Annotated in this window: 23 protein-coding genes and 1 pseudogene; 13 read left to right on the forward strand and 11 right to left on the reverse strand. The window is 61.8% G+C overall.

The window, feature by feature from the left end; all coding sequences use genetic code 11:
• Positions 1-7 precede the first annotated feature (7 nt).
• Positions 8-235, forward strand: coding sequence for a hypothetical protein (locus QN224_RS24385; RefSeq protein WP_283978719.1), 228 nt, complete (start codon positions 8-10; stop codon positions 233-235).
• A gap of 28 nt (positions 236-263) precedes the next feature.
• Here the strand turns inward: QN224_RS24385 and QN224_RS24390 are convergent, their stop codons facing one another.
• Positions 264-1,013, reverse strand: coding sequence for a carbonic anhydrase (locus QN224_RS24390; protein ID WP_283978720.1), 750 nt, complete (start codon positions 1,011-1,013; stop codon positions 264-266).
• 341 nt (positions 1,014-1,354) lie between these two features.
• Between QN224_RS24390 and QN224_RS24395 the strand changes: the two genes are divergently transcribed.
• From QN224_RS24395 to QN224_RS24405, 3 genes are all read left to right on the forward strand, one after another.
• Positions 1,355-3,124: an adenylate/guanylate cyclase domain-containing protein gene (locus tag QN224_RS24395; RefSeq protein ID WP_283978721.1), complete on the forward strand. Its 1,770-nt coding sequence runs from the start codon at positions 1,355-1,357 to the stop codon at positions 3,122-3,124.
• A gap of 755 nt (positions 3,125-3,879) precedes the next feature.
• Positions 3,880-4,380 carry a hypothetical protein gene (locus QN224_RS24400; RefSeq protein WP_283978722.1) on the forward strand — a complete coding sequence of 167 codons (501 nt, stop codon included), beginning with the start codon at positions 3,880-3,882 and terminating at the stop codon, positions 4,378-4,380.
• Positions 4,381-4,638: 258 nt separating this feature from the next.
• Positions 4,639-4,830, forward strand: coding sequence for a DUF6494 family protein (locus QN224_RS24405; protein ID WP_283978723.1), 192 nt, complete (start codon positions 4,639-4,641; stop codon positions 4,828-4,830).
• Positions 4,831-4,845: 15 nt separating this feature from the next.
• Here QN224_RS24405 and QN224_RS24410 read toward each other — a convergent pair whose 3' ends face one another.
• From QN224_RS24410 to QN224_RS24435, 6 genes and pseudogenes are all read right to left on the reverse strand, one after another.
• On the reverse strand, positions 4,846-5,340 hold the full coding sequence (locus QN224_RS24410) for a nucleoside deaminase (protein ID WP_283978724.1): 495 nt from the start codon (positions 5,338-5,340) through the stop codon (positions 4,846-4,848).
• Positions 5,341-5,654: 314 nt separating this feature from the next.
• Complete coding sequence (locus tag QN224_RS24415; RefSeq protein ID WP_283978725.1) at positions 5,655-6,056, reverse strand: cupin domain-containing protein; 402 nt, start codon at positions 6,054-6,056, stop codon at positions 5,655-5,657.
• Between the two features lie 399 nt (positions 6,057-6,455).
• Positions 6,456-7,082, reverse strand: coding sequence for a VOC family protein (locus QN224_RS24420; RefSeq protein WP_283978726.1), 627 nt, complete (start codon positions 7,080-7,082; stop codon positions 6,456-6,458).
• Between the two features lie 94 nt (positions 7,083-7,176).
• Positions 7,177-7,323, reverse strand: a pseudogene (locus QN224_RS24425) (epoxide hydrolase); the annotation flags it as partial.
• Between the two features lie 85 nt (positions 7,324-7,408).
• Positions 7,409-7,618, reverse strand: a complete 210-nt coding sequence (locus QN224_RS24430; RefSeq protein ID WP_283978881.1) for a hypothetical protein — start codon at positions 7,616-7,618, stop codon at positions 7,409-7,411.
• A gap of 111 nt (positions 7,619-7,729) precedes the next feature.
• Positions 7,730-8,530, reverse strand: coding sequence for an SDR family oxidoreductase (locus tag QN224_RS24435; RefSeq protein ID WP_283978727.1), 801 nt, complete (start codon positions 8,528-8,530; stop codon positions 7,730-7,732).
• Positions 8,531-9,008: 478 nt separating this feature from the next.
• Between QN224_RS24435 and QN224_RS24440 the strand changes: the two genes are divergently transcribed.
• Complete coding sequence (locus tag QN224_RS24440) at positions 9,009-9,512, forward strand: DUF2380 domain-containing protein (RefSeq protein ID WP_173510074.1); 504 nt, start codon at positions 9,009-9,011, stop codon at positions 9,510-9,512.
• A 278-nt stretch (positions 9,513-9,790) separates the two neighbouring features.
• On the opposite strand, the gene QN224_RS24445 is transcribed toward QN224_RS24440, so the two are convergent.
• Positions 9,791-10,240 (reverse strand): DUF6130 family protein, encoded by a 450-nt coding sequence (locus QN224_RS24445; RefSeq protein WP_173510073.1) that lies wholly within the window; start codon positions 10,238-10,240, stop codon positions 9,791-9,793.
• A gap of 334 nt (positions 10,241-10,574) precedes the next feature.
• Between QN224_RS24445 and QN224_RS24450 the strand changes: the two genes are divergently transcribed.
• From QN224_RS24450 to QN224_RS24460, 3 genes are all read left to right on the forward strand, one after another.
• A complete protein-coding gene (locus tag QN224_RS24450; RefSeq protein WP_336621125.1) occupies positions 10,575-10,961 on the forward strand; it encodes a nuclear transport factor 2 family protein in 387 nt (128 codons plus the stop codon).
• Between the two features lie 176 nt (positions 10,962-11,137).
• A complete protein-coding gene (locus QN224_RS24455; RefSeq protein WP_283978729.1) occupies positions 11,138-12,112 on the forward strand; it encodes a C45 family autoproteolytic acyltransferase/hydolase in 975 nt (324 codons plus the stop codon).
• 147 nt (positions 12,113-12,259) lie between these two features.
• Positions 12,260-12,937, forward strand: a complete 678-nt coding sequence (locus QN224_RS24460; RefSeq protein ID WP_283978730.1) for an isochorismatase family cysteine hydrolase — start codon at positions 12,260-12,262, stop codon at positions 12,935-12,937.
• Between the two features lie 53 nt (positions 12,938-12,990).
• On the opposite strand, the gene QN224_RS24465 is transcribed toward QN224_RS24460, so the two are convergent.
• Complete coding sequence (locus QN224_RS24465; protein WP_283978870.1) at positions 12,991-13,761, reverse strand: aminoglycoside adenylyltransferase family protein; 771 nt, start codon at positions 13,759-13,761, stop codon at positions 12,991-12,993.
• Between the two features lie 21 nt (positions 13,762-13,782).
• Positions 13,783-13,998 (reverse strand): hypothetical protein, encoded by a 216-nt coding sequence (locus QN224_RS24470; protein ID WP_173510068.1) that lies wholly within the window; start codon positions 13,996-13,998, stop codon positions 13,783-13,785.
• Between the two features lie 296 nt (positions 13,999-14,294).
• On the opposite strand from QN224_RS24470, the gene QN224_RS24475 reads away from it, so the two are divergent.
• The 4 genes from QN224_RS24475 to QN224_RS24490 all read left to right on the forward strand — a co-directional run bounded on the left by QN224_RS24475 (position 14,295) and on the right by QN224_RS24490 (position 18,909).
• Positions 14,295-15,419 carry an adenylate/guanylate cyclase domain-containing protein gene (locus QN224_RS24475; protein WP_283978731.1) on the forward strand — a complete coding sequence of 375 codons (1,125 nt, stop codon included), beginning with the start codon at positions 14,295-14,297 and terminating at the stop codon, positions 15,417-15,419.
• Positions 15,420-15,762: 343 nt separating this feature from the next.
• Positions 15,763-16,185 (forward strand): hypothetical protein, encoded by a 423-nt coding sequence (locus QN224_RS24480; protein WP_283978732.1) that lies wholly within the window; start codon positions 15,763-15,765, stop codon positions 16,183-16,185.
• Positions 16,186-16,550: 365 nt separating this feature from the next.
• Complete coding sequence (locus QN224_RS24485; RefSeq protein WP_283978871.1) at positions 16,551-17,570, forward strand: class I SAM-dependent methyltransferase; 1,020 nt, start codon at positions 16,551-16,553, stop codon at positions 17,568-17,570.
• Positions 17,571-18,165: 595 nt separating this feature from the next.
• Entirely contained in the window at positions 18,166-18,909 is a 744-nt protein-coding gene (locus tag QN224_RS24490; protein WP_283978733.1) for a DUF4238 domain-containing protein, read from the forward strand.
• Positions 18,910-18,931: 22 nt separating this feature from the next.
• On the opposite strand, the gene QN224_RS24495 is transcribed toward QN224_RS24490, so the two are convergent.
• The gene (locus tag QN224_RS24495) at positions 18,932-19,846 is read right to left on the reverse strand and encodes a LysR family transcriptional regulator (RefSeq protein ID WP_283978734.1); all 915 of its coding nucleotides are present in this window, start codon (positions 19,844-19,846) and stop codon (positions 18,932-18,934) included.
• Between the two features lie 131 nt (positions 19,847-19,977).
• Between QN224_RS24495 and QN224_RS24500 the strand changes: the two genes are divergently transcribed.
• Positions 19,978-20,817: an alpha/beta hydrolase gene (locus QN224_RS24500; protein ID WP_283978735.1), complete on the forward strand. Its 840-nt coding sequence runs from the start codon at positions 19,978-19,980 to the stop codon at positions 20,815-20,817.
• Positions 20,818-20,923: the final 106 nt, after the last annotated feature.

Here is a 20,923-nt window from a genome sequence, read left to right on the forward strand (position 1 = left end):
CGTATGAATGAGCGCTTCGGGCGCGGTTTCGACCTTCGGCATGCTGGTGCGAAGTTCCGCTCTGCGCGGCTGTCGAGATGATGCGCTCTGCGACAGGACGCGCGGCGCGGTTATCCTCGCCATTGTCAAAGGCGCGGGCAGTTCCTCCCGCTGCGCACCCTCGCCCGGTCCCGCTCCTCGCGGCGGCCACCTCTACAAAAGCGACGCTTTTGCCGAGGTGGCCCTGCGGCCGTGAGGAGAAGCGCCCCCGTTGGTCTCATCGATCAACCGGAGCTCAGAACGTAGCGGCGGCTGCCGGGAAGCGCCGGCCGTGCGTTCATGGAGTAAAGCCCGGTGAACTTCTTGATGTCGGCCGGATCGACCTCGATCGGTTCCATCGCCACCATCCAGTCGACGATCTCGCTGCAAGGAGGGGTGGTGAGCGATCCCTCATAGCTCCAATACTTCAGCGAGGCGGGCAAGAGGCCTTTCGGGTCGACGGCATCGAGCCGGGTTTCTTCGCCGGCGTTCTGCGGGAACTTCGCCGCAAGGCTCGCGAAGGTCGGGTTGGCCGCGCCGGGGACAAGGAAAACGCCGAGCACGCCGAGCGCGCCGGTCTCCGCATTCTTGTGAACGAAATGCGCTTCCATCGGGAAGTTTTTGCCGTCGACAAGATGCTCGCTCGGCGCGTGGAAGTGATACTGCACCAGATCAAAGGTCTTGTCGCCGCGGCGAAGCGTACCGCCGGCGGCCTTCACCTGGATCGTATGGCCATTGTTGAGGATCGTGCCGCCGCGCCTCCAGTCCGTCGCCAGATCGGGGATTTCGGCCCTGATCGCGCCGCGGATGTCGATCGGTGATTGCTGCGAACCGGCCGAACAAGCACTGTTCTCAGTGCTCAAGGTACCCCAATGCTCAGGACCCTGTTCGCCTTCATAGCCCCAGTGCACGCCCTCGGCCGCGTATGCCGTCTTGACGCAGAGCGGGCAGGCCGCAAGCAAGGCCAAGCCCCTGAGGAAATCACGCCTTTCCATTCATATTCCCTTTCGAAAGATCACGAGCAGATCGCGCTCGGGGACGGGATGTCGTCCTCGATACCTGTCCAACACCTGTCAGCTGTCCAACACCTGTCAGAATGACGCGTTTTGCAAAGTTGCCAGGGCAGTCATCGCCCAGGCAGGACGTCGGCTGTTCAATGCCACCGGGGTTGCGGGGCAACCGCTCCTCCCGATCGGTGCTCGACATTGTGAGCATTCACGATTGCTGCGTGCAAATGGCGAGCCTTGATCTCACCCAAAGTCGCTCTGAACGGGACACCGGAACTTCCTCTTCCCCGTGTCTTCCTGTTATTATGGAGACGAGGAGATGGCCCCCTGTGAGCGAGAACCGCAAGCTAGCCGCGATCCTGGCCGCGGACGTGGTCGGCTACAGCCGCCTCGCCGGCGCGGATGAAGACCGTACTTTGGCCAGGTTGCGGGCGCTGCGCAGCGATCTTATTGATCCGACCATCGCCGTTCACAACGGACGCGTGATCAAGCGCACAGGCGATGGGGCGCTGGTCGAGTTCCGCAGTGTCGTAGACGCCGTGCGCTGCGCCATCGAGGTGCAGAACAGCATGCTCGAACGCAATGCCGGCGTGCCGCAGGACCGCCGCATCGAGTTTCGGATCGGTATTCATCTGGGCGACGTAGTCGAGGAAAGCGACGGCGACCTGATGGGCGACGGCGTCAACATCGCCTCGCGCCTTGAGGGCGTCGCTGCCCCAGGGGGCATCTGCCTGTCGGAGGATGCCTATCGCCAGGTCAAGACCAGACTCGACCTTTCGGTCAGCGATCTCGGCAACACCCAGCTCAAGAACATCGCAGAGCCGATCCGGGTCTATTCGCTCCGAGTCGGAACCGCGGCTCACGCGAAGGCAGTGGCTCCCGAATCTCCGGCAGCCTTGCCTCCGACAGCGCCCCTGCCGAAGTTGTCGGTCGCCGTGCTGCCCTTCGTCAACATGAGCGGTGATGCCGAGCAGGAGTATTTCGCCGACGGAATCTCCGAAGACATCATCACAGCTCTCTCAAAGCTGTCGCAGCTGTTCGTGATCGCTCGCAATTCGTCCTTCACCTTCAAGGGCAGGAACGTGAACGTTCAGGAGGTGGGCCGGGACCTCAGCGTGCGCTATGTGCTGGAGGGCAGCGTCCGCAAATCCGGAAACAGGGTACGGATCACCGCACAGCTTATCGACGCGACCACGGGCGGACATCTGTGGGCGGAACGTTTCGATCGCGACCTGACCGACATCTTCGCCGTGCAGGACGACGTGACGCAGCAAATTGTCGGCGCGCTCGCGCTCAACCTTACGGAGGGCGACCAGCAGCGGCTCGCGACCGAGCAGACCGACAACCTGGAAGCGTACGACTATTTCCTGCGTGGCCGAGAGCAGCTGTGGCGGTTCACGAGAGAGAAAAACATCCAGGGTCGGGAACTGTTGCAACGCGCAATCGAACTGGACCCGAAATTCGCTCCCGCCTACGCATTCCTCGCCTTCGCAAACATGCTGGACTATGGAAACCAGTGGAGCCCGTCGCCATCGACATCAATGCAACAAGCGGAAGTGCTTGCAAGACGCGCAGTGGAGCTCGACGATCGATATCCTTACGCGCATTGGGTGCTGGGTATTGTCGAATTGTATTCGCGACGGCACGATGTCGCCATCGGCGCGGCCGAACGCTTGATCGCCCTCGCCCCAAATCTTCCCGAAGGGCACGAAAATCTCGGAATTGCACTGCATTATTCCGGCAGGCCTGCGGAGGCACTCGGGTGTTTCTATCGGGCAATGGCCCTGAACCCGTATTATCCGGACATATACCTCCACTTCCAGGCACAAGCGATGTTCCAGTTGCGCAGGTATGAAGAGGCAATCGGGATGCTCAAGCGGCGACTTATTCGTAACCCTGATACCGACGTCTCACGCGTGCTCCTAGCGTCGAGCTACGGCCATCTGGGACGCTTCGAAGACGCGCGCCGTGAGTGGCAGGAAGTGTTCCGCGTCAACCCTGATTATTCTCTGGAACATCGCCGCAAAGTGTTGCCCCACAAGAACCCTGACGATTTCGAGTTGGTCGTGAACGGGCTTCGCGCGGCCGGCCTGGTGTAGTTAGGTGTAATTACACGCCGGGCGAGTGTCCGATCACCTTCTGCGCCCATTCGCTCTACTGCATGTTTCGTTAAATCGTAGCCGATTTAACGACAAAAACATGCAGCAATTCAAAGTGCTACAGCGTCCTTTGCGCGTCTGATAAGACGCGCGGCGCTGTAGGAGGAGCAATGACCGGTGCTACGCTCCTTGCTCGTTCCCACGAGTGCGACGAACAGCGGCATTCGCCCCCTCGCCGACTTCAGCTTTAGAAGATCACTCGCGGTTTCGACGATGATAGTCGTGATCAAGGTCTTTCCAGACGTAGAAGCCATTCCAAAGAGCGCGCCAGGTCGACAATAGTCCGAGAGATTCGGTGTTTATGATCTGAAAGGTTGAACTCTTACCACGTGAGGGATCGCTTTTTTTTACCAAAAGACCAATGAAGGCCCCCACCCACCAACCCATGATGAGAATGGCCGCAATGTTCCAGTAATACGGAATTTAGGTAGCAAATGCCACAAGGTTGGCAGCCCGTCGATCATGATCGTCTCGGTTTGCTCTTCTGGCAGATTGACTCGCCGTATTTACGGCTCTCGAAACCGTTAGTTCGCAACATCGGACTTTGCGCGCGAAGCCTTCTGGAGTGAACACACAAAAGCTAACCTCATTGCAGGGCGGTCCCTGAAGTTGCGCAACTGGCTTTGGGATATACTGACATTCTCCACCAAGTTGTGGTAGCGGAAGCGAGGCGTCAGTGACAGCGTGAGGGCGTGGTGAGCATTTCCGAAAGATCGAGCCGAGCACTTTACGTCGTGGAACTCGTTCTTTTCGCGGCGTTTCCGACCTTTGTTCTGGCGGCATGGACAGTTTTGGTAGGTAGCAGCGCGTTGTTTGTGTTTCTTTCCTCCTTTCCCATGTTAGCGGCCAGCACTCTATTTGACATTCAGCAGACGCCTGGAGAGGCATTGCTATTGATGGCACTTTCCGGGGGGGGCGCTGGTCTAGCAGGTATGGGCGCGACTGCGCTCGTGAAATTCGTATCCTTGTCGGCGATCTTCGTGAGACGCGGCACGGCCGAACTGCGAAGGCATCGGCAGGAACTCTGGCGCTGCCTTGCATGGGCAGCCCTTCCGCTCATTGCGACCAACGCTCTTTTTCCAGATAATGCAATGCACCTGATCGACGAGAGGGTATTCGGTTTCCTGGCCTACGGCCTGACCTTGGGGGTTCCGCTAATTCATCTTTGGGCTGAAATGCGCTATCGCCCTCTTTGATCGACGTGCGACCGTCCTGCGGTCGGAATCTTGTGGCATTTGCTACCTAATTCCGCAGTAATACACGACCGCTGCGACACAAATAATCAAACACGATCTATAGATGTTGAGCTTCAAAATTCGACTCTCTCTAGGGAGCGGCACGCTGGCGAGACGCTTCGCTCGCCGTACGCGCGATCCTCGCCATTGTCAAAAGCGTAGCTTCCTTGACCACTCGCCTTCCCTTACAATCCCTTCCGGATAGAGAGGAGTTCCGCCATGAGCGAAGACGCCTTCAACATGTCGGTCCGCAAGTTCCTGAAGGAAGTCGGCGTAACGTCGCAGCGCGAGATCGAGGAGATGGTGCGCGAAGGCCGGACCGGCGGCAAGAAGCTGAAGGTCCGCATGACGCTGACGGCGGAAGGCACCGACCTCAACCACGTGGTCGACGGCGAAATAGAACTTCCATAGGAAGCAGAAGGGCCATCAGCGGCGAGACCAGTATTCTTCGTGGAGTTTTGCCGCCTCGTCCGCAAGCATGGGGCCGACCACTTCCGTTGGACGCTGACCGGCCGCGAACACGATGTGGCAGGGCAGATCGAGCGTCGGATTTTCCTGGCTGTCGCCGATCTGTTGTTTCATCTCTCTCTCGGAAAGGCCAAACACGACGCGCCCTATGCCTGCCCAATAGATCGCGCCTGAGCACATGGCGCATGGCTCCGCGGAGGTGTACATCGTGCATCCGGCAAGAAAAGCCAGCTCATAGGCCTTGCCGGCGCGCGTGGCGAGAAGCCGCTCCGCGTGGGCCGTGCGGTCGCCACCTTCCGAACTGTAGCCATTGCACTGTTCCAGTAAGACATTGCCATCACGGTCGGCGAGAATTGAACCAAATGGGTGGTCCCCGCCTTCGCGCGAACGCCGCGCCACATCGAAGGCCTTCCGCAAAAGTGACTCGTCATAGGGCCGTTGGGTGCTTGCCATTTTGTGAACTCCTGAGAATTATCGCAGTTCATTCACCATCAATGTTTCTCCCTGACGAAGCGGGTAATTTCTCCGCCAGGCAGAAAGCTGCCGGCTTCCCGGCGCTGGTTATCCGACATTCCCCGATGAACAGGCATCAAAGATCAATTTGATCCTTTTTGACTTTGCCAGCAAGACCGATCGAAGGTGCAAGCCTGTCAGGGAACGACCGGGGGGACTGGTGGCAGTTGCTACCCAATTGCGCGTCATTCACGGCGCAGACGCGGCGCGGGAGAAGCCGCGCCGCACGCTTCCACAATGCATCGAGGACGAGCTCACTCGACCGGAACGACGAGCGGCGTGCCCTTGTCGACGATATAGGTCGCGAGTTCCGAGGCCTTGCCGTTGCCGACGTTCTTCGCCACATGGGCCACGCCGGCCGGGATGAACAGGGCCTCGCCGGCCTTCAGCGTCACGGGCGCCCTGCCCTCCAGCTGATACTCCAGCGAGCCTTCGAGCACATAGGCGACCTCTTCGCCCGGATGGGAATGCTTGATCGAGACGGCGCCCGGTTCGAAGTCGACGCGCACCTGAAGGGTCTCGCGTCCGGGAACGCCCAGATCGCTCTTGATAAGATCGGTGCGGTGGATTCCGGGCTGCTGGGCCGCGGCCCCGTCGAGCATCAATCCGCTGCCGACGATCAGCAGCGCACCCGCGATGATCCGAGTGGTTTTCATAAGCGTCGTCCTTCCATTGTGTCTGGCTATTGTTTCTCGTCGAGCCTTCGTCTTCGAAGGAGCGTCGTCATTTGAGTGCTGGCGTGTATTGCCGATGTGTCGGCCGGGCGGGACTTTTGTAAGCGGATGTAATCGCGGCGACGACGGACACAGTGAAAGGTCGTGTCGATGTCCGCAGCACGCAGGCCGGGCGCTTTGCCTCGGTCCGCCTGTTCCTGGCAGCGACAGAATGGGATCAAGGTGGATGGAAGGTCACTTCGCCGGCAACTTCCGCAATGCCGGCCCTGTGCAAGCCTGCCTGCAGTCGCGACAGGAAGGTCGATGTTCATGCCCTCCCCGCGGGCCGCAGCCCGCGGGTGTTGACCGCGGCTCACCTCGGCGAACCGCCGCGGACGCTCGTCATGCGGCGGCCGCGCCGCTCTGCTCCCGGACCATGTAGTCGGCATACCAGGTCGGCCAGTCCTCGCCGCGGCGGCCGAGCTGCTTCTCGTATTCGCCGTGGGCGGCCTCCGCGCGGCGGAAGGCATTGGCGAGATCAGCCGCCGAGGCGAATGTCGTGGCGCCCGGGTCGACGCGTCCGGGGAAGCGCGTCGTTACCTCCTGCAACAGCCAGCTGTTTCCGTCTGGATCGCTGAACGTGGCGTAGGAGAAGTAGCTGCGCCGCTCCGGATCCCGGCCTCTCGTCGCCGGCTGTCCCGGGCCGGCGCGGTGGAAGATTTCGCTCACCTCGGCGCCACGGCCGATGAGGTCGGCGCGCGCCGCCTCGATATCCGGGACGACGAGATACATGCCGCTTGCCGAGCCCGGCGCGGCTGACGTGATGCCCTTGCCGAAATGGATCGAAGCGGGCGAGCCCGGAGGCGTGAACTGGACGCCCCGGAACGTGTCGCCGACGACGAAGTCGGCGTCGAGCCTCCAGCCGAGATCGCTGTAAAAGCGTTTCGAGCGGTCGATGTCGGAAACGGGGATGACGACGACCTCGAGCTTGAAGTCCACGGTTCTCTCGCTGCTGGTTTCAGTTGTCATGGTTTTCTCCTTGAATTCGGAAGGGCGGCGGCGAGTACGCACACGCGCGCCCCCCTGTTTTTCTCAACTCGTGTTTTTCTCAACTCGTGTTTTCTCAAGTCGACTTACGCAACGACCTGAATCCGCCTCGGATCTCCTTTGCGGAGACCTCCGGCTCTTCCCAGGCGGAAAAGTGTCCGCCCTTCTCGAGCCGGTTGTAGTGAATGAGCTTGGGAAACGCTTTTTCTGTCCAGGAACGCGGGTGCTTGTTTCGTCCGGAAAGGCACTGCATCACGATGATTTGGGTCGGATCGACCCAAATCATAAACGTGATCGATCCCAAGAAGTCAGCGCGGATGCGGGCGGAAAACCGCAAACACTTTTCCTCGTCCCGCTCTGACAGCGACGGGTATGGTAACACTCTTCGGAGCAAGGAACGCGGACTTGTTTTCCCAATAGAGCCGCGCCGAGGACACGGCCGTGTTCATGATGCCGCCGGCATAGGCGATGGCCGCAAGATAATGGCGCTTGCCAATCAGCGAAAAGACTTCGGACATGGTCATTCTCCTGTTCCGTGAGGGGTCGGCGGCACGCCGCCGACATGCTCTGTGGGGCCGGCGGCACGCCGCCGGCGGGACTCCTGAAATTCGAAGGCGTGGGCCGCGGGATCAGCCCACGGTCAGGTACCGCGCGGCGGGCACGCTCAAGGAGAGGTTCGGTATGAGCTTCTGGCGCGCCGCCTCGTAGGCTTCCCAATCGCCTGCGTCCGGCAGCGAGGGAATGGTGATCCGCTCGCCGAGATCGAAGCCGGCAAGCGCCGCGTCCACCATGTCCTCGGCGCGCATGACGATCTCGCTCGGCACATGCTCCAGAGGCGTACCGGCGAGGCCCCAGAAATCGGTTGCCGTCGCGCCCGGAAGCACGGCCTGGATGCGGATATTCGTGTCGGCAAGCTCCTTCTGCAGCGACAGGGTGAAGGCGAGCACGAAGGCCTTTGAGCCGCCGTAGACGCCGTTCAGCACTTCCGGCGCGATGCCGACGATCGAAGCAATGTTGATGATGGTGCCGGCGCCACGCGCCACGAACCCGGGCACCGCGGCGTAGCTCAGCCGTGTCAGCGCGGTGACGTTCAGCGTGATCATCTCTTCCATCTTGTCGACATCGGAGGCCAGGAGCGGCCCGGTCGCGCCGACGCCGGCATTGTTGACCAGCGTGGTGATGCTGGCGTCGGTCCGAAGCACCGTCTCGATGCGGGCGAGATCGGCCCGGTCGCCGAGGTCCGCCGCAACCACCTCGACAGAGCGGCCGGTCTCGTCGCTGAGGCGCTTGGCCAGTTGATCGAGGCGTGCCTTGTTGCGAGCGACAAGGATCAGATCATAGCCTCTGCGCGCCAGGCGATCGGCATAGATCGCCCCGATGCCGGAGGAAGCGCCGGTGATCAGCGCGGTACCTTTCGAGTTCTGGGTCATGACAGGCTCCATTTGGTTGAACTGCTTCGATACTAGGGCGAAGCGCCGATGTCTCAAATGTCATATATACAGCGATTTCGGACACGCGCCGTCGCCGACACAGCTCCTTAAGGTCCAAGGGTGAGGACGCGGACGTCAGGAGGGTCCGTCCGCGTCCTTCCCCCAGGGCGATGCCGAGGCCTGATTGCCCGAACCGCCCGTCGAAGCACATATCGCGCTCCTTACGTATCTCGGATGTTTCGGGATGGGGGTCGCTGTGTAAGCGATTGCCGGGCGAATGCCGGTCGGACACAGTTTGATACGAAGCACTTCGCGGCGCTCGCGCCCGCCCCATACGCAACCGACGAGGCGCGGCAGGCTGCTGCCCTGTACGGGGATCAGACGCGCTGTAGCGCCTGCTGCACCTTTGTCCGTGAGACGGCTAAGGAAACATGCGGCAGCCGTGTACAATGGCGGTCACATTGACGGGAGGACGACCATGCGTATTCGCACGTTGACTGTCGTGATGACGCTGCTTGCGGGAACCTGTTCATTTGCGCAGGCTCAGCAGGCAAAGCCGATGGCAATCGAGGTGTTTCCCTTCGAATTGGAAGACAAGAGCGCCGGGGCAGGAATAATTCCCCCGGACGAACATGACCGGCGCTATCTGTCCGAGTCCGAGCAAGTTGCGAAGGACATGCTGTCGAAGTCCGGGCGCTTTGCCGTCATCGACGCGCCGGAATTGGATGAGCAGGCGGCGCCGCACGGATTGCGCAACTGCGGGGGCTGTGAAGGCAAGATCGCCAGGGAGCACGGCGCGTCACTTGCCTTGCTGGGCGTCGTGACGCGCGTCAACCGAACAGAGCACACCATGTTCATCCGCATCCTCGACGCTGAAACCGGGAAACCGGTTTCGCAGGGCTTTACCAATCTTCGCATGGGTGCGAACCACGCATGGCCCCGCTCCGCGAAATGGCTGATGACGAACAGGATCCTGCAGTAGTAGGCTGCCGGCTGCCGAGGTCAGTACAAGCAATTCAAAGCGAGCGGCGGCGTGGGCACCCTCACCGGATCGAATGTTCTCGGAATTTCCGGATTGAAATCGGGGCGCCTTGCCGCGGCGCCGGTCTCCTCCCGTTCGGCCTTCGTCAAAGCCAGTCGGAGCTGCCGCCAAATTTCCGCCCGCCTGCGCCTTCCGTTCTTCGTCTGCCATGCCGCTCTGAAAAAGCTTCTCATTGCCTGTCTCCGATACCTCTATCGTTGATCTCGATTGCACTGTCTTCAATGCGGGTGAGCCGCAGTCTCGGGCACGGTGAACGCCACCGTTTCTCCGGTGAAGACCTGGTGCTCGGGGCTCGCCAGTTCGAGCCGCACCTTGTGCTCGCCGGGCGGCAGCCCGACCACGACGACCGTGCTGGTGTCGCCCGTTTCCGCCCAGCGCCAGGGCGAGTCATCGACGGTGACATGCAGATGCCCGACCCGTGGAGACACGGTGCTGGCGCCCGCCCCGAACACCGATACGATGCGGAAGTTCTCGGTCCGGTACGGGATGAGCACGGCGCCGCGCGCGAGCGCCCCGGCAAGCGGCGGCTCCACGATCAGCTTCGGCGGCGGCTCGTTCTTGATGGGAAAGAACACCGGCGCCGGGCGGCCCTCCCCCGAGCCTTCTGCGAAAGCGCTCGTGGCGAGCACGGCGGCAGCGGCGGCTGCCGCAAGCGTCCTGATGAACATGGTCGTTGACCTCTTCGGTGACTGGATGACTTACGGTCACAAAAGACGGCCGACATGTATCTCCATTGTTTTGGCGCCCAGCCGATTTGAAAGCCTGTGTAGCGGCCGGCCGTTTGGACATATTGGGATACAGTGCGTTAGACCGCTCAACGCAGCCTGGTCGTATGAAATGTAGTTTTTGACGATCCGTGCCTCTGACGTCGCCTCCATGCGAACAGAGGTATATTATGAACTTCCCAGGGGCATAATAACAATCAGGAGGAGGTAAGCCATGTTCACAACACGTGTTGGTTGGCGAATTGCGCTCGCAGCATGCTCCATCTCCATGGCGTCAATGGAGGTTCGTGCCGGTCCCCTTGAAGACGATGTCAAGGCCGCCTACACGGCTTGGGACGAGGCCTTCGGAAAGGGGGACGCCGAGGCGGTTGCCACCTTCTACACCGAGGACGCGCTCCTTCTTCCCCCCAGTCACGACGTGGTCGAAGGACCTTCCGGCGTCGAAAAGTTTTTCAGCGGCATATTCGGCATGGGCGCCACCGGTCACAAACTGGAAATTATCAGGGCGGACGGCGACGAGAAATTGATCTACGGCGCGGCAAAATGGTCGGCCAAGGGCAAGGATGCTCAAGGCAAAGACCAGCCGTGGGGCGGAATTGCCACGCATGTTTTCGAGCGGCAGGCCGATGGCAGCTTGAAAATCAAGCTGCACACGTTCAATTGACATTCCGCTCAGCGGTTGGCAACGACGGCGCCGAGCGTCTTCCCAGACGCACGAAACTCGCTGTGGCACTTTGAATTGCTGCATCTTTTTTCTCCTTGAACCCGCCCGATTCAAGGAGGCCTGCAGTAGGGGCCACGTTGCCACCCGGCCCCTTCCCTCCTTATACTCCTGCCGCCATGTACAAGACGTTCGTCGCAGCGCGGGAGGACCGGCCCGGGGAAGCTTGGCTGTCCCGGTTCACCGCCGGCCGGGCCGAGGCCGAGAAATGGTATTTCGGCCGCGCGGTGGCATCGACCCCGAACGCCAGGGACTGTCGCGCCGCCCTGTGGCAGCACATGCCCGAGCTTATCCCTTATTATGACGACGCCTGCGGCCTCGTCGGAGATGACGAAGTCGCTCACCGGGTGCTGAGCCATTACCGCCCGGCGCCGGAGCGCTATGGCTGCAGCCAGGCCGTCTGGCTGGGAGAAGAAGGTCCGGCGCTCATCCGCAACTTCGACTATCCGCCCGATATCGTCTCCGAACGCTTCGAAATCACCGCGTGGTCGGGCCTGAGGGTGATTGCGAAGGCGCAGCGCCCCTGGGGTGGATGCCTGGACGGGATGAACGAGGAAGGGCTGGTCGCCAGCGTGACCTTGGGCGGAAGCCGCGCCCAGGGCGTCGGCTTCTCGATCATTCTCGTCATCCGCTACGTGCTCGAGACCTGCCGCCAGGTGCGCGAGGCGGTGGCGGCCTTGTGCCGGATACCGGTGGCGCTCCCGCAGAACGTGACCGTGCTCGACCGCTCCGGCCACTATGCCACCCTGCTCCTCGGCCCGGGCCAGCGACCAATCGTCTCGCGCCTCAAGGCATGCACGAACCATCAGCGGACCGGAAGACCCTCGTCGTCTTCGCTGGCGCGGCAGCTGGCGGTTTTGCAAGCGCTGGAGGACCCTTCCATGTCGCTCTCGACGCTGACCGACCGTTTTCTCGAGCCGCCGCTTTATTCCGCGCGTGGCCCTTCCCCAACGCTCTACACGGCCGTTTACCGGCCCGACGAAGGCCGGGTGGACTACATCTGGCCGGGAAAACGCTGGTCCCAGGGCTTCGACAGCTTTGAAACGGGCGAGTACACGCACCACTACGGCGAACGGGTTGTTTCGCCGGTCTGATGCCTGCGATGGGTCACCGGCACCCTCGGGATGCCTCGCCGTGGCCACGCCCTCCCTCATCCCGATGCTCGTCAAATCTGTGCGATGATGTCGTACCGCCGCGAGATTCGACCCCGAACTCTCAGGCGATCCGTCCGGAGCGTGTCCATGGAATATCCCCCGCCGAAACACCACAACTGGGCCATCGAGCCGCGCGAATACGCGCGCCAGGAGGAGCGAAGGGGCCGGCGGCATGCGTTCGAGCGCATCGCGCCCGCCCGCACGGCGCTGGTCGTGATCGACATGGTGCCGTTCTTCCTGGAGCAGAACGGCTATTGCCGGGGGATCGTGCCCAACATCCTGCGCATCGCCGATTGCCTGCGGGCGGCCGGAGGTGTCGTCTCTTGGATCGTCCCCGCCCCGGAGCATCGCCACCCGGCGCTCGCGGAGGAGTTTTTCGGCAAGGATATCGCGGAGCTGTTTCGAGCGTCCGGCGGGTCCGGCCCGATCGCCGAAAGACTGTGGCCCGCCCTTCGTCCCGAAGCGGGCGATCTCCTGTTCGAGAAGAACGCCTATAGCGCATTCTACCCCGGCGCCTCGCCGCTGCCGGCGGCGCTCCGGGACCGCGGTATGGAAAACGTCGTCATCACCGGCGCGGTCACCAACATATGCTGCGAATCCTCGGCAAGAGACGCTTTTGCATCGGGATTTCGCGTGATCGTGGTCGGCGACGCCACCGCAGCGAGACGCGATCAGGACCATAATGCCGCGCTTCACAACATCTATCGCAGCTTCGGCGATGTGCGTTCAACCGACGACGTGGTCGCGCTTATTGACCGCGCCTGAGCCCGCTCCCCCACGAGCGTCGCATTTGTCGGAAGCGCCAATCGGCAGGCCCGTCAGAGCATCGCAACCACCCGCGCGCTGAGGTCGCCGGCCACGCGCCGGGCTTCCTGCCGGCGAGGCCGCCAATCATCCCGCGTTGCGCCGAGATACGCCTCCCGGGCATGGGCGACCAGCATTGCCGACTCGGCAGGCAAGCGGGACATGGCCCATTCGGCCGCCACGTCCTTCGGAACGAACTGCCCGGTCGCCAAGGTCCTCCACATGCGTGCGAGCGTCAGAAGAACATTGCGTTCGTCCCCCTCGAGTGAGGAGATGAGCGCCGGAAGCGCGTCGCCAATGGCGCGGCGTATGTCTGTTTCCGGAATGATCGGCAGGAGTTCCGCCGGATCGGGGCCGATGAGGGACCGGGCTTCGTGCCGGGCTTGTGCCAGCAACAGCGTAAATTCGGGATCGGATACCGGCGCCGGCACCTCCCCTGCCTCGAAAGCCTCGCGCAGCCACTCGCCGTAGACGAACTCGCTGCGCGCCGGATAGGCCGATGCCTTGAGGTCGGCGCGGTGGAAGACAATCAGCTCAAGCGGGCGGGAGGCGTTGTCGCCGGGACGCCCCGAGATCTTCATCAGCTCGCCGACGAGCTCCGCGCGCAGCGCATGCGTCGTCGGCCGGTCGATGACCACGAGCACATCCACATCGCTGTCCGGGCGCAGCCCTCCCGAGACCGCCGAGCCATGGAGATACGCAGCCACCAGCGAAGCGCCGAAAGCGGGCCGGATGACCGGCAGCGCCTGCCGCGCCTCGACGGGAACACTGGACGCTTCATGCATCGTCACAGGTCTCGCCGCGAGCTACCAGTTGCCGGGATCTGCCGTGTGATCGACACTGGCAAACTCATCTGCCTTTTCCCGGTCCAGCGTCAGATCGGTCGCAATCTTCGTCTCGTCCGCGACCGAATAATTCAGAGGGGCCGGCTCTTTGGTCAGTTGCTGATACATGAGCAAGGCGGCCTCCTCGGCAGTGTCGGCCTCGAACTCTTCCGTGACGGTGACTGTGAACTTGTGCATGGCCTTGACCTCGTCTGTGCTGCCGCATGATGCCTCAAATCGGAATCGATTTAAGGGCAAAATCAGGCAGAGTGCCTTTCCCACGGAATCGATCTACAGCGCCGTGTATCTTTACAGACGCACAAAGCTCGCTGCAGCACTTTTGACTTGCCGCTCTTGAATCGGCTTCGATTCAAGCAAACATGCAGTAAGGTCAGGCTTGCGCGCAATCCAAGGTGGCACGGGCCCGTCGTGCGCAAGCGCCCCGCCGCTCTTTCGTCTGCCACCCGGCGGAACCGAAGCAAGGACGAACCATCATGTCCGAAATCCGTCGCAAGCTGACGACGATCTTCTCCGCCGACGTGCAGGATTATTCGCGCCTGATGGGGGCGGACGAGGAAGGCACGCTCGCGACGCTGAAGCGCTACCGCGACGCCATGGCGCGGCTGATCGAGGCGCATGACGGCCGCGTCGTCAACACCTGGGGCGACGGGCTGATCGCCGAATTTCCGAGCGTGGTCGAGGCGGTGCGCGCCGCCGTCGACGTCCAGAACGAGCTTGCGGGCCTCAATGCCGAGCGCCCCAGCGAGACGCGGATGCTGTTTCGCATCGGCATCAACCTCGGCGACGTCATCGCCGAGGGCGACGACCTCTATGGCGACGGCGTCAACATCGCCGCCCGCCTGCAGGCGACCGCGCCGGCCGGCGGCATCGTCATCTCCAACACCGTATACGACCAGGTGCGCAACAAGGTCGCCGTCGGCTTCGATTTCCTCGGCCAGCTCGAGGTGAAGAACATCGAGGGCGGCGTCCCGAGCTATGCCGTCAGGATCGGCGCCGGGGATGACGCACGGGAGGCCCTTGGCCGGGAGAGCGGTTTCGGGACTAGCAGCGTTCGGCAAGACGGCTCTCGGGAGGACGGAGCAGCAACGGCGGAGCCCGCCCGCGGTTCCGGCAGTTGGGGCCGGCAATCAGCGCCCGGGACGGTGCAGCCGCAGGCGCCCGCCGGGCGGGCGAGCGCCACAGAAGACACGCTGGCAGGCGAGCCCGCCGGCCGTTCACCCGGAAACCGGGACCAGCAACCCGCCCCGGAAGCTACGCGGCCCCAAGCGCCCCCTTCTCCCGCAGCGCTCAGCAACCGCAAATTCGGCGTCATCGCCGTGATCGTCGCTGCCATCGTCGCGATAAACCTCCTCACCTGGGACGGTGTTCTCTGGGCCGTCTGGCCGCTACTCGGCCTATCGATCTTCTACTCCCTCCTCTGGCTGCGCCGGAGAAAGGACATCGACCGCACCCGCGGGCTGCTTGCCATCGCCGCCCTCACCGTCGTCGCCGTCAACCTCCTCACCTTCGACAGAACCTTCTGGGCCGTCTGGCCACTCCTCGGCCTCGCCATCGCCGCCGCCCTCCTATGGGTCCTGCGCCGGGGCAGCCCGGGCTGAGCGCAACATGTACGGCAGTCACGCGCTACGACATTGCCGATGTCGGCACCGATCTTTGTCTTTGAACGATGCGTCAAGAATATCGCTTGGACACGTTCGCTGACCTACTGCCTGTTTCCTTTAATCGTAGCCGATTAAAGGACAAAAACATGCCGCAAATCAAAGTGCCACAGCGAGTTTTGCGCGTCTGATAAGATGCGCGGCGCTGTACTGATGGAGCCTCTCGCGGACCACGAGCGCGACGAGACAGGCCAAATGGGAATGGCCGTTGACTCTTGGTGGCAGCGGCTCAAAACTGATTGGTTTCCCACTTTTTCAGAACGAATTGGCTAGGGAGGAAGCAATGGAAGCCGTCAATCGTAGATCCACACTCGTACTCGGTCTTACAATGGCCGCCACACCTTTGATCGCTTGGCCAACGCCAGCGGCCGCCCAGACTTATGGCCCAGATGAGGGTGAGGAGGTTGGTCCCGGTGTCAGAGTTGTCGCGCTTGGTGAGAGGGCTTCGGTCATACCAGCTTACAAAATGGTCAAGCTGCGTGATGTCGTTATCCAACCCGGTGCGAAGACGCCGGACAACGTGATGAAGAACGATATGCTCTGCCACATGACTGAGGGGGAACTTTCGGTTGTTCAGAATGGGAAAAAATTCACGGTCAAGAAGGGTGATGTTTGGACCTGCGCTAATGCCGACACGACAGAAGGCACCCAGAACTCGAGCAGTGCGGTGGCGATCATGCGGGTCATCGACTTGATGACCTCATAAGAGAGGCGACGCGCTGAAGTACGGCAACGGCGGCTTCAAAGAGGCGAAGCGTCGTTGCCGTCATGGAATGGCTACTGTTTGGCGCGAGGCTGCCGTACGGCATCTGCGTTTGGACTACGGCTCTCCACCCCAGGCGGGAGCCTGTGGCGGGTACCAAGCGTCGGATCTTCACCACTAGCAGTATCGAGTGTGACGCGCCGGCACTTCTACGATGCCGAGGCTTTTTCCTTCGACGCCGCGGTCGCCCAGTGTATTGTAGCGATCGCTTTACGACCTGCGGTTTGGCTTCGCCAATCTGGAGTCGATGCCTTGCAGGTCGCGAACTCAAGGGGGAGAACTCAATGGCATCGACGGTAGAAACGGACATGGGCACAGACATGGGCCCAGACATCAGCGAAGTCTCGCCCGATCTCGCTGTGGACGTGATGTTTGCGTGCCGGAAGACGGCCGCGATGAAGGCGGCGATCGAGCTCGATCTTTTCACCCTGATCGGCGACGGCGGCACGGCGGCCTCGCTCGCGGCGGCGGCGAAGGCCTCCGAGCGCGGCGTACGCGTGCTTTGCGACTATCTCGTCGTCAACGGCTTTCTCATCAAGGAGGCCGACACCTATCGGCTGACCCCATCGAGCCGCACCTTCCTCGTCCGCCACTCGCCGGCCTATATCGGCGGAGCCATCGAATTCGTTGCCGCACCGGAGATGCTTTCGCTGCACCTCGACGACCCGGCGGCCTGCGTGCGCAACGGCGGCGCCCTCGGGCTCGCGAACATCTCGGCCGACAATCCGGTCTGGGTGAAGTTCGCCCGCGCCGTCGGCCCGCTCGTCGCGCCGAGCGCCATGGCGCTGGCAGCGGAGGTGGCCGAATGGCCGAGAAAGCCGAGAAAGGTGCTCGATATCGCCGCCGGCCACGGGCTTTTCGGCCTCGAGATCGCGAAAACCTTTCCCGAGGCCGAGATCGTCGCCGTCGACTGGGCGGCCGTCCTGGAACTTGCGAGCCAGAACGCCAGGCAATTCGGCGTCGGCGGGCGCTACCGCACCATTCCCGGCAGCGCCTTCGAGGTCGACTGGGGCAGCGACTACGATCTCATCCTGCTGCCGAACTTCCTGCATCACTTCGACATCGAAACCTGCGCCGGGCTTCTCAAGAAATGCAGGAACACGCTCGCCCCCGGCGGCCGGGTCGTCGGGGTGGAATTCGTGCCGAACGAGGATCGCGTCTCGCCGCCCTTCCCGGCCTCCTTCGCCTGGGAAATGCTCGCCACCACCCCAAGGGGCGAAGCCTATACCGAGAGGGAGCTTGCCGAGATGGCCCGCCGCGCCGGCTTTGCCGACGCCACCACAAAACCGCTGCCGCCCTCGCCCGCGAGCCTTGTGTTCTTCGAGTGAAGGGCAAGCAGCGCGGGTCTGAAGACCAACCGGCTGTCGAGACGTTTTTGGTTCGCGAGTCGAGCCTCCTTAGATCGGCTACGATTTAAGGAAACATGCAGTAACGAAAAAGGCCCCGGCAGGCCACAAGGTCTGTCGCCCATTGGGAGGAGGCCCTGGTGTGGGCGAAAAGCGGGAGAAAATTTCCCGTCTTGCTTTAGTTTGCCGCCAAAGCATCACATCTCAAAGTAGCGAAAATTGACCAGCCTTCCGAATGAAGTCGGTTAGCTCCCAGCACCTCGCGCTGACGAGAAGGATTGAACGGATATCGCGCGAGAATTGCGGGGAAAGGCCGAGTTCTCGCATTCACAGCGCGAGCGAGTCGCGCAAACTAACTTGCATGATGCACGATTCGAGGTCTGGTCAAAATCCGCCAGCCAAACACCATTACATTCCCGTCTTCTATTCGAAGCGCTGGGCGGCCAATGACGGGAGACTGGTTGTTTTTAGCCGCCCGCATAAGGACGTGATCGATCGCTGGCGGCATCCGGATGCGACCGGATATCAAAATAGCCTGTAGGCGCTGCGGGGCTTCGAACCCTCACTAGCGCATCAGATGGAAGAACTATTTTTTCGTCCGATCGATACGCGAGCGGCTGAGGCACTCAATGAAATGGAGCTCAGAGGAAATCGCGCCAAGTGGACCACAGCGTCGCGAAGCGCATGGACGCGGTTTTTACTTTCGCTGCTGACCCGCTGCCCTGAAGATATCGAGATCTTTAGGAGCCGGTACAAGGCCGATTTCATCCGCTCGAATCGTTACGCAGAAGAGAGATATTTGGCGATCCGTCGCGAAAATGATCCTCCGTCCTTCGCCGATTGGCTCAAACTGCGGCCAGAGGCTGAAGTCGAAAGATATATGTTCCAGACTTTCCAGCTGTTCATCGAAAACCAGAAAATGGGAGAGTTCATCAATAACCTGATCTGGCGCGTAATCGATACCTCCACAGCGAAGTTCCAATTATTGACGTCCGATAATCCGGTAGTTCGTACACACGGATTGCAATTACCTCATGGGCATATGGCGCTCCCCATCGGTCCGCATCGCCTGTTTGTCGCCAGCCGGTCACATGATTTCATTGAGCGGCTCATGCAAGCACCCATTAGAAGCGTAGTAATGCAATGCAATCGACAAATTGTGCATGCCGCGCGGCGCTTTGTGTATGCAGCGGATTTGAGTCAGGCGGCATTCATACGAACCCAATTCGGGCAACAACCTGAAAAGCGAATGATGCAAAAGATACTCGATGGCTATGACGAAATCGGACGGAACATGTTTGATGAGCATGGTTCGGATTAGCGTCCAAATCCACCGCCCCGCATCACGACAGCGCGATCTCCTCCAGCCGCTCGCGCAGGCGCGGCGCGGCAAAGTCGAGGAAGCTGCGCATCTTGAACGGCAGTTCGCCCTGACCCTGATGCAGGATATAGACCGGCAGAGGGGTTGGCTCGAAGTCCTGCAAAACCACCTGCAGCGAGCCCTCCTTCACCGCGCGGGCCGCCTGGTAGGAGAGAACGCGGGTCACGCCGATCCCGGCGATGGCGGCGTCCACCGCCGCCTCCGCGGTGTTGACGCAGAGGCGCGGACGGATCTCCACGCTGAGGTCCCGCGCGTTCGGACTTTTGCCGAAGGCCCATGCGTTCGGCAACGCCATCATGTCGAAGGTGACGCATGGCAGGCGCTTAAGGTCGGCGGGGCTTGCGGGAACCCCGTGCCGCTCGAAACAGCCGGGGCTTCCGCAAACCACGCGGCGCACGGACCCGACGCGCTTCGCCACCATCGAGCTGTCGGGCTGCGGGCCGATGCGGACGGCAAGATCGATGTCGTCTTCCAGCAGATGCACGTTGCGGTCGGAAAGCGGCATGCGGACATTGATGTCCGGATAGATCGACAGGAAGGCGCTGACAACCGGCAAGACATGCAGCCGGCCGAAGACGATCGGTGCCGTCAGCACAAGTTCGCCCTTCGGCGCGCTCTGCTCGCCCGCCGCCTTCCGCTCGGCATCGCCCACCTCCTCGAGGATGCACTTGCAGGAGTGGAAGTAGTCGTTGCCGGCATCGGTCAGCGTGAGCTTGCGCGTCGTGCGCGTCAGCAGCCGCGTTCCGAGATGCTCCTCCAGCTCGGCGAGCTTCCGGCTGACGGTCGGCAGCGGCATGTTCAGCCGCCGGCCGGCGCCGGTGAGACTGCCCGCCTCCACCGCCGCAACGAGGATCGACATGGCTTCGAAACGGTCCACGATTATCTCACCCAGTAAAATAGTATCTCTTGCAAGTAGCCGATTATGGCGGATGACGGAAGATTATATCTTGCCTCAATCGAACTCAACGGCGCCGGGCAATCCGGCGGCAGCGATCCAGGAGAAGCATGATGACCGACATTCGTTATCGAAGCACCGACGTCGATGGACTGAAGATCTTCTACCGCGAGGCGGGCCAGACCGGAGCTGAAAAGCTCCTGCTGCTGCACGGCTTTCCGACGTCGGGCCACATGTTCCGGGACCTGATCCCGCTGCTTGCCGACCGCTACCACATCATCGCGCCCGACCTGCCGGGATTCGGCCAATCGGACGATCCGAAGGTAAACAGCTTCGACTCGATCGCCGAGACGATCGAGCGCTTCACCGAGCTCGTCGGCTTCGATCGCTTTGCCGTCTACGTGTTCGACTATGGGGCACCGACCGGATTTCGTCTCGCCGTCCGCCATCCGGAGCGGATCACCGCGATCATCTCCCAGAACGGCAACGCCTATGCCGAGGGCCTGAGCGACGGCTGGGACCCGCTGCGCGCCTACTGGCAGGAGCCGTCGGACGCCAATCGCCAGGCGCTTCGCATGATGCTGACCCCGGAGATGACGCGCTTTCAATACACGCACGGCGTGCCCGACGCCGCGAAGGTCTCGCCGGACGGCTACACGCTCGACGACCACTACCTCGGCCGCCCCGGAGCGACCGATGTCCAGCTCGACCTGATGGGCGACTACAAGAGCAATGTCGCGCTCTATCCCGTGTTCCAGGAGTATTTCCGCACCCACCGGCCGCGCTTCCTCGCAGTCTGGGGCCGCAACGACCCCTTCTTCCTGCCGCCCGGCGCCGAAGCCTTCAAGCGGGATATCCCGGAGGCACAAGTGACGTTCTTCGACACCGGCCACTTCGCGCTGGAAACCCACGCGACCGAAATCGCCGCCGTCATCCGGGACTTTCTTGGCTGACGACGGAGTGAATGAGTTGGCGCGGTCCGGCTCGGCCATGGTCCCGAATTCCCTCACTCCTGTGCTTGTCACAGGAGTCCAGCGCGCCCAAGTCCTTGGGCGCAAG

Origin of the sequence: Sinorhizobium sp. 7-81 (genome assembly GCF_030124405.1) — a bacterium.
GTDB lineage: Bacteria > Pseudomonadota > Alphaproteobacteria > Rhizobiales > Rhizobiaceae > Sinorhizobium > Sinorhizobium psoraleae.

What these genes read in the sequence shown, in the direction of transcription:
- QN224_RS24385 (WP_283978719.1), top strand. Translation starts at nt 8, where the DNA reads ATGAGCGCTTCGGGCGCGGTTTCGACCTTCGGCATGCTGGTGCGAAGT.
- QN224_RS24390 (WP_283978720.1), bottom strand. Translation starts at nt 1,013, where the DNA reads ATGGAAAGGCGTGATTTCCTCAGGGGCTTGGCCTTGCTTGCGGCCTGC.
- QN224_RS24405 (WP_283978723.1), top strand. Translation starts at nt 4,639, where the DNA reads ATGAGCGAAGACGCCTTCAACATGTCGGTCCGCAAGTTCCTGAAGGAA.
- QN224_RS24410 (WP_283978724.1), bottom strand. Translation starts at nt 5,340, where the DNA reads ATGGCAAGCACCCAACGGCCCTATGACGAGTCACTTTTGCGGAAGGCC.
- QN224_RS24415 (WP_283978725.1), bottom strand. Translation starts at nt 6,056, where the DNA reads ATGAAAACCACTCGGATCATCGCGGGTGCGCTGCTGATCGTCGGCAGC.
- QN224_RS24420 (WP_283978726.1), bottom strand. Translation starts at nt 7,082, where the DNA reads ATGACAACTGAAACCAGCAGCGAGAGAACCGTGGACTTCAAGCTCGAG.
- QN224_RS24430 (WP_283978881.1), bottom strand. Translation starts at nt 7,618, where the DNA reads ATGTCCGAAGTCTTTTCGCTGATTGGCAAGCGCCATTATCTTGCGGCC.
- QN224_RS24435 (WP_283978727.1), bottom strand. Translation starts at nt 8,530, where the DNA reads ATGACCCAGAACTCGAAAGGTACCGCGCTGATCACCGGCGCTTCCTCC.
- QN224_RS24440 (WP_173510074.1), top strand. Translation starts at nt 9,009, where the DNA reads ATGCGTATTCGCACGTTGACTGTCGTGATGACGCTGCTTGCGGGAACC.
- QN224_RS24445 (WP_173510073.1), bottom strand. Translation starts at nt 10,240, where the DNA reads ATGTTCATCAGGACGCTTGCGGCAGCCGCCGCTGCCGCCGTGCTCGCC.
- QN224_RS24450 (WP_336621125.1), top strand. Translation starts at nt 10,575, where the DNA reads ATGGAGGTTCGTGCCGGTCCCCTTGAAGACGATGTCAAGGCCGCCTAC.
- QN224_RS24455 (WP_283978729.1), top strand. Translation starts at nt 11,138, where the DNA reads ATGTACAAGACGTTCGTCGCAGCGCGGGAGGACCGGCCCGGGGAAGCT.
- QN224_RS24460 (WP_283978730.1), top strand. Translation starts at nt 12,260, where the DNA reads ATGGAATATCCCCCGCCGAAACACCACAACTGGGCCATCGAGCCGCGC.
- QN224_RS24465 (WP_283978870.1), bottom strand. Translation starts at nt 13,761, where the DNA reads ATGCATGAAGCGTCCAGTGTTCCCGTCGAGGCGCGGCAGGCGCTGCCG.
- QN224_RS24470 (WP_173510068.1), bottom strand. Translation starts at nt 13,998, where the DNA reads ATGCACAAGTTCACAGTCACCGTCACGGAAGAGTTCGAGGCCGACACT.
- QN224_RS24475 (WP_283978731.1), top strand. Translation starts at nt 14,295, where the DNA reads ATGTCCGAAATCCGTCGCAAGCTGACGACGATCTTCTCCGCCGACGTG.
- QN224_RS24480 (WP_283978732.1), top strand. Translation starts at nt 15,763, where the DNA reads ATGGAAGCCGTCAATCGTAGATCCACACTCGTACTCGGTCTTACAATG.
- QN224_RS24485 (WP_283978871.1), top strand. Translation starts at nt 16,551, where the DNA reads ATGGGCACAGACATGGGCCCAGACATCAGCGAAGTCTCGCCCGATCTC.
- QN224_RS24490 (WP_283978733.1), top strand. Translation starts at nt 18,166, where the DNA reads ATGGAAGAACTATTTTTTCGTCCGATCGATACGCGAGCGGCTGAGGCA.
- QN224_RS24500 (WP_283978735.1), top strand. Translation starts at nt 19,978, where the DNA reads ATGACCGACATTCGTTATCGAAGCACCGACGTCGATGGACTGAAGATC.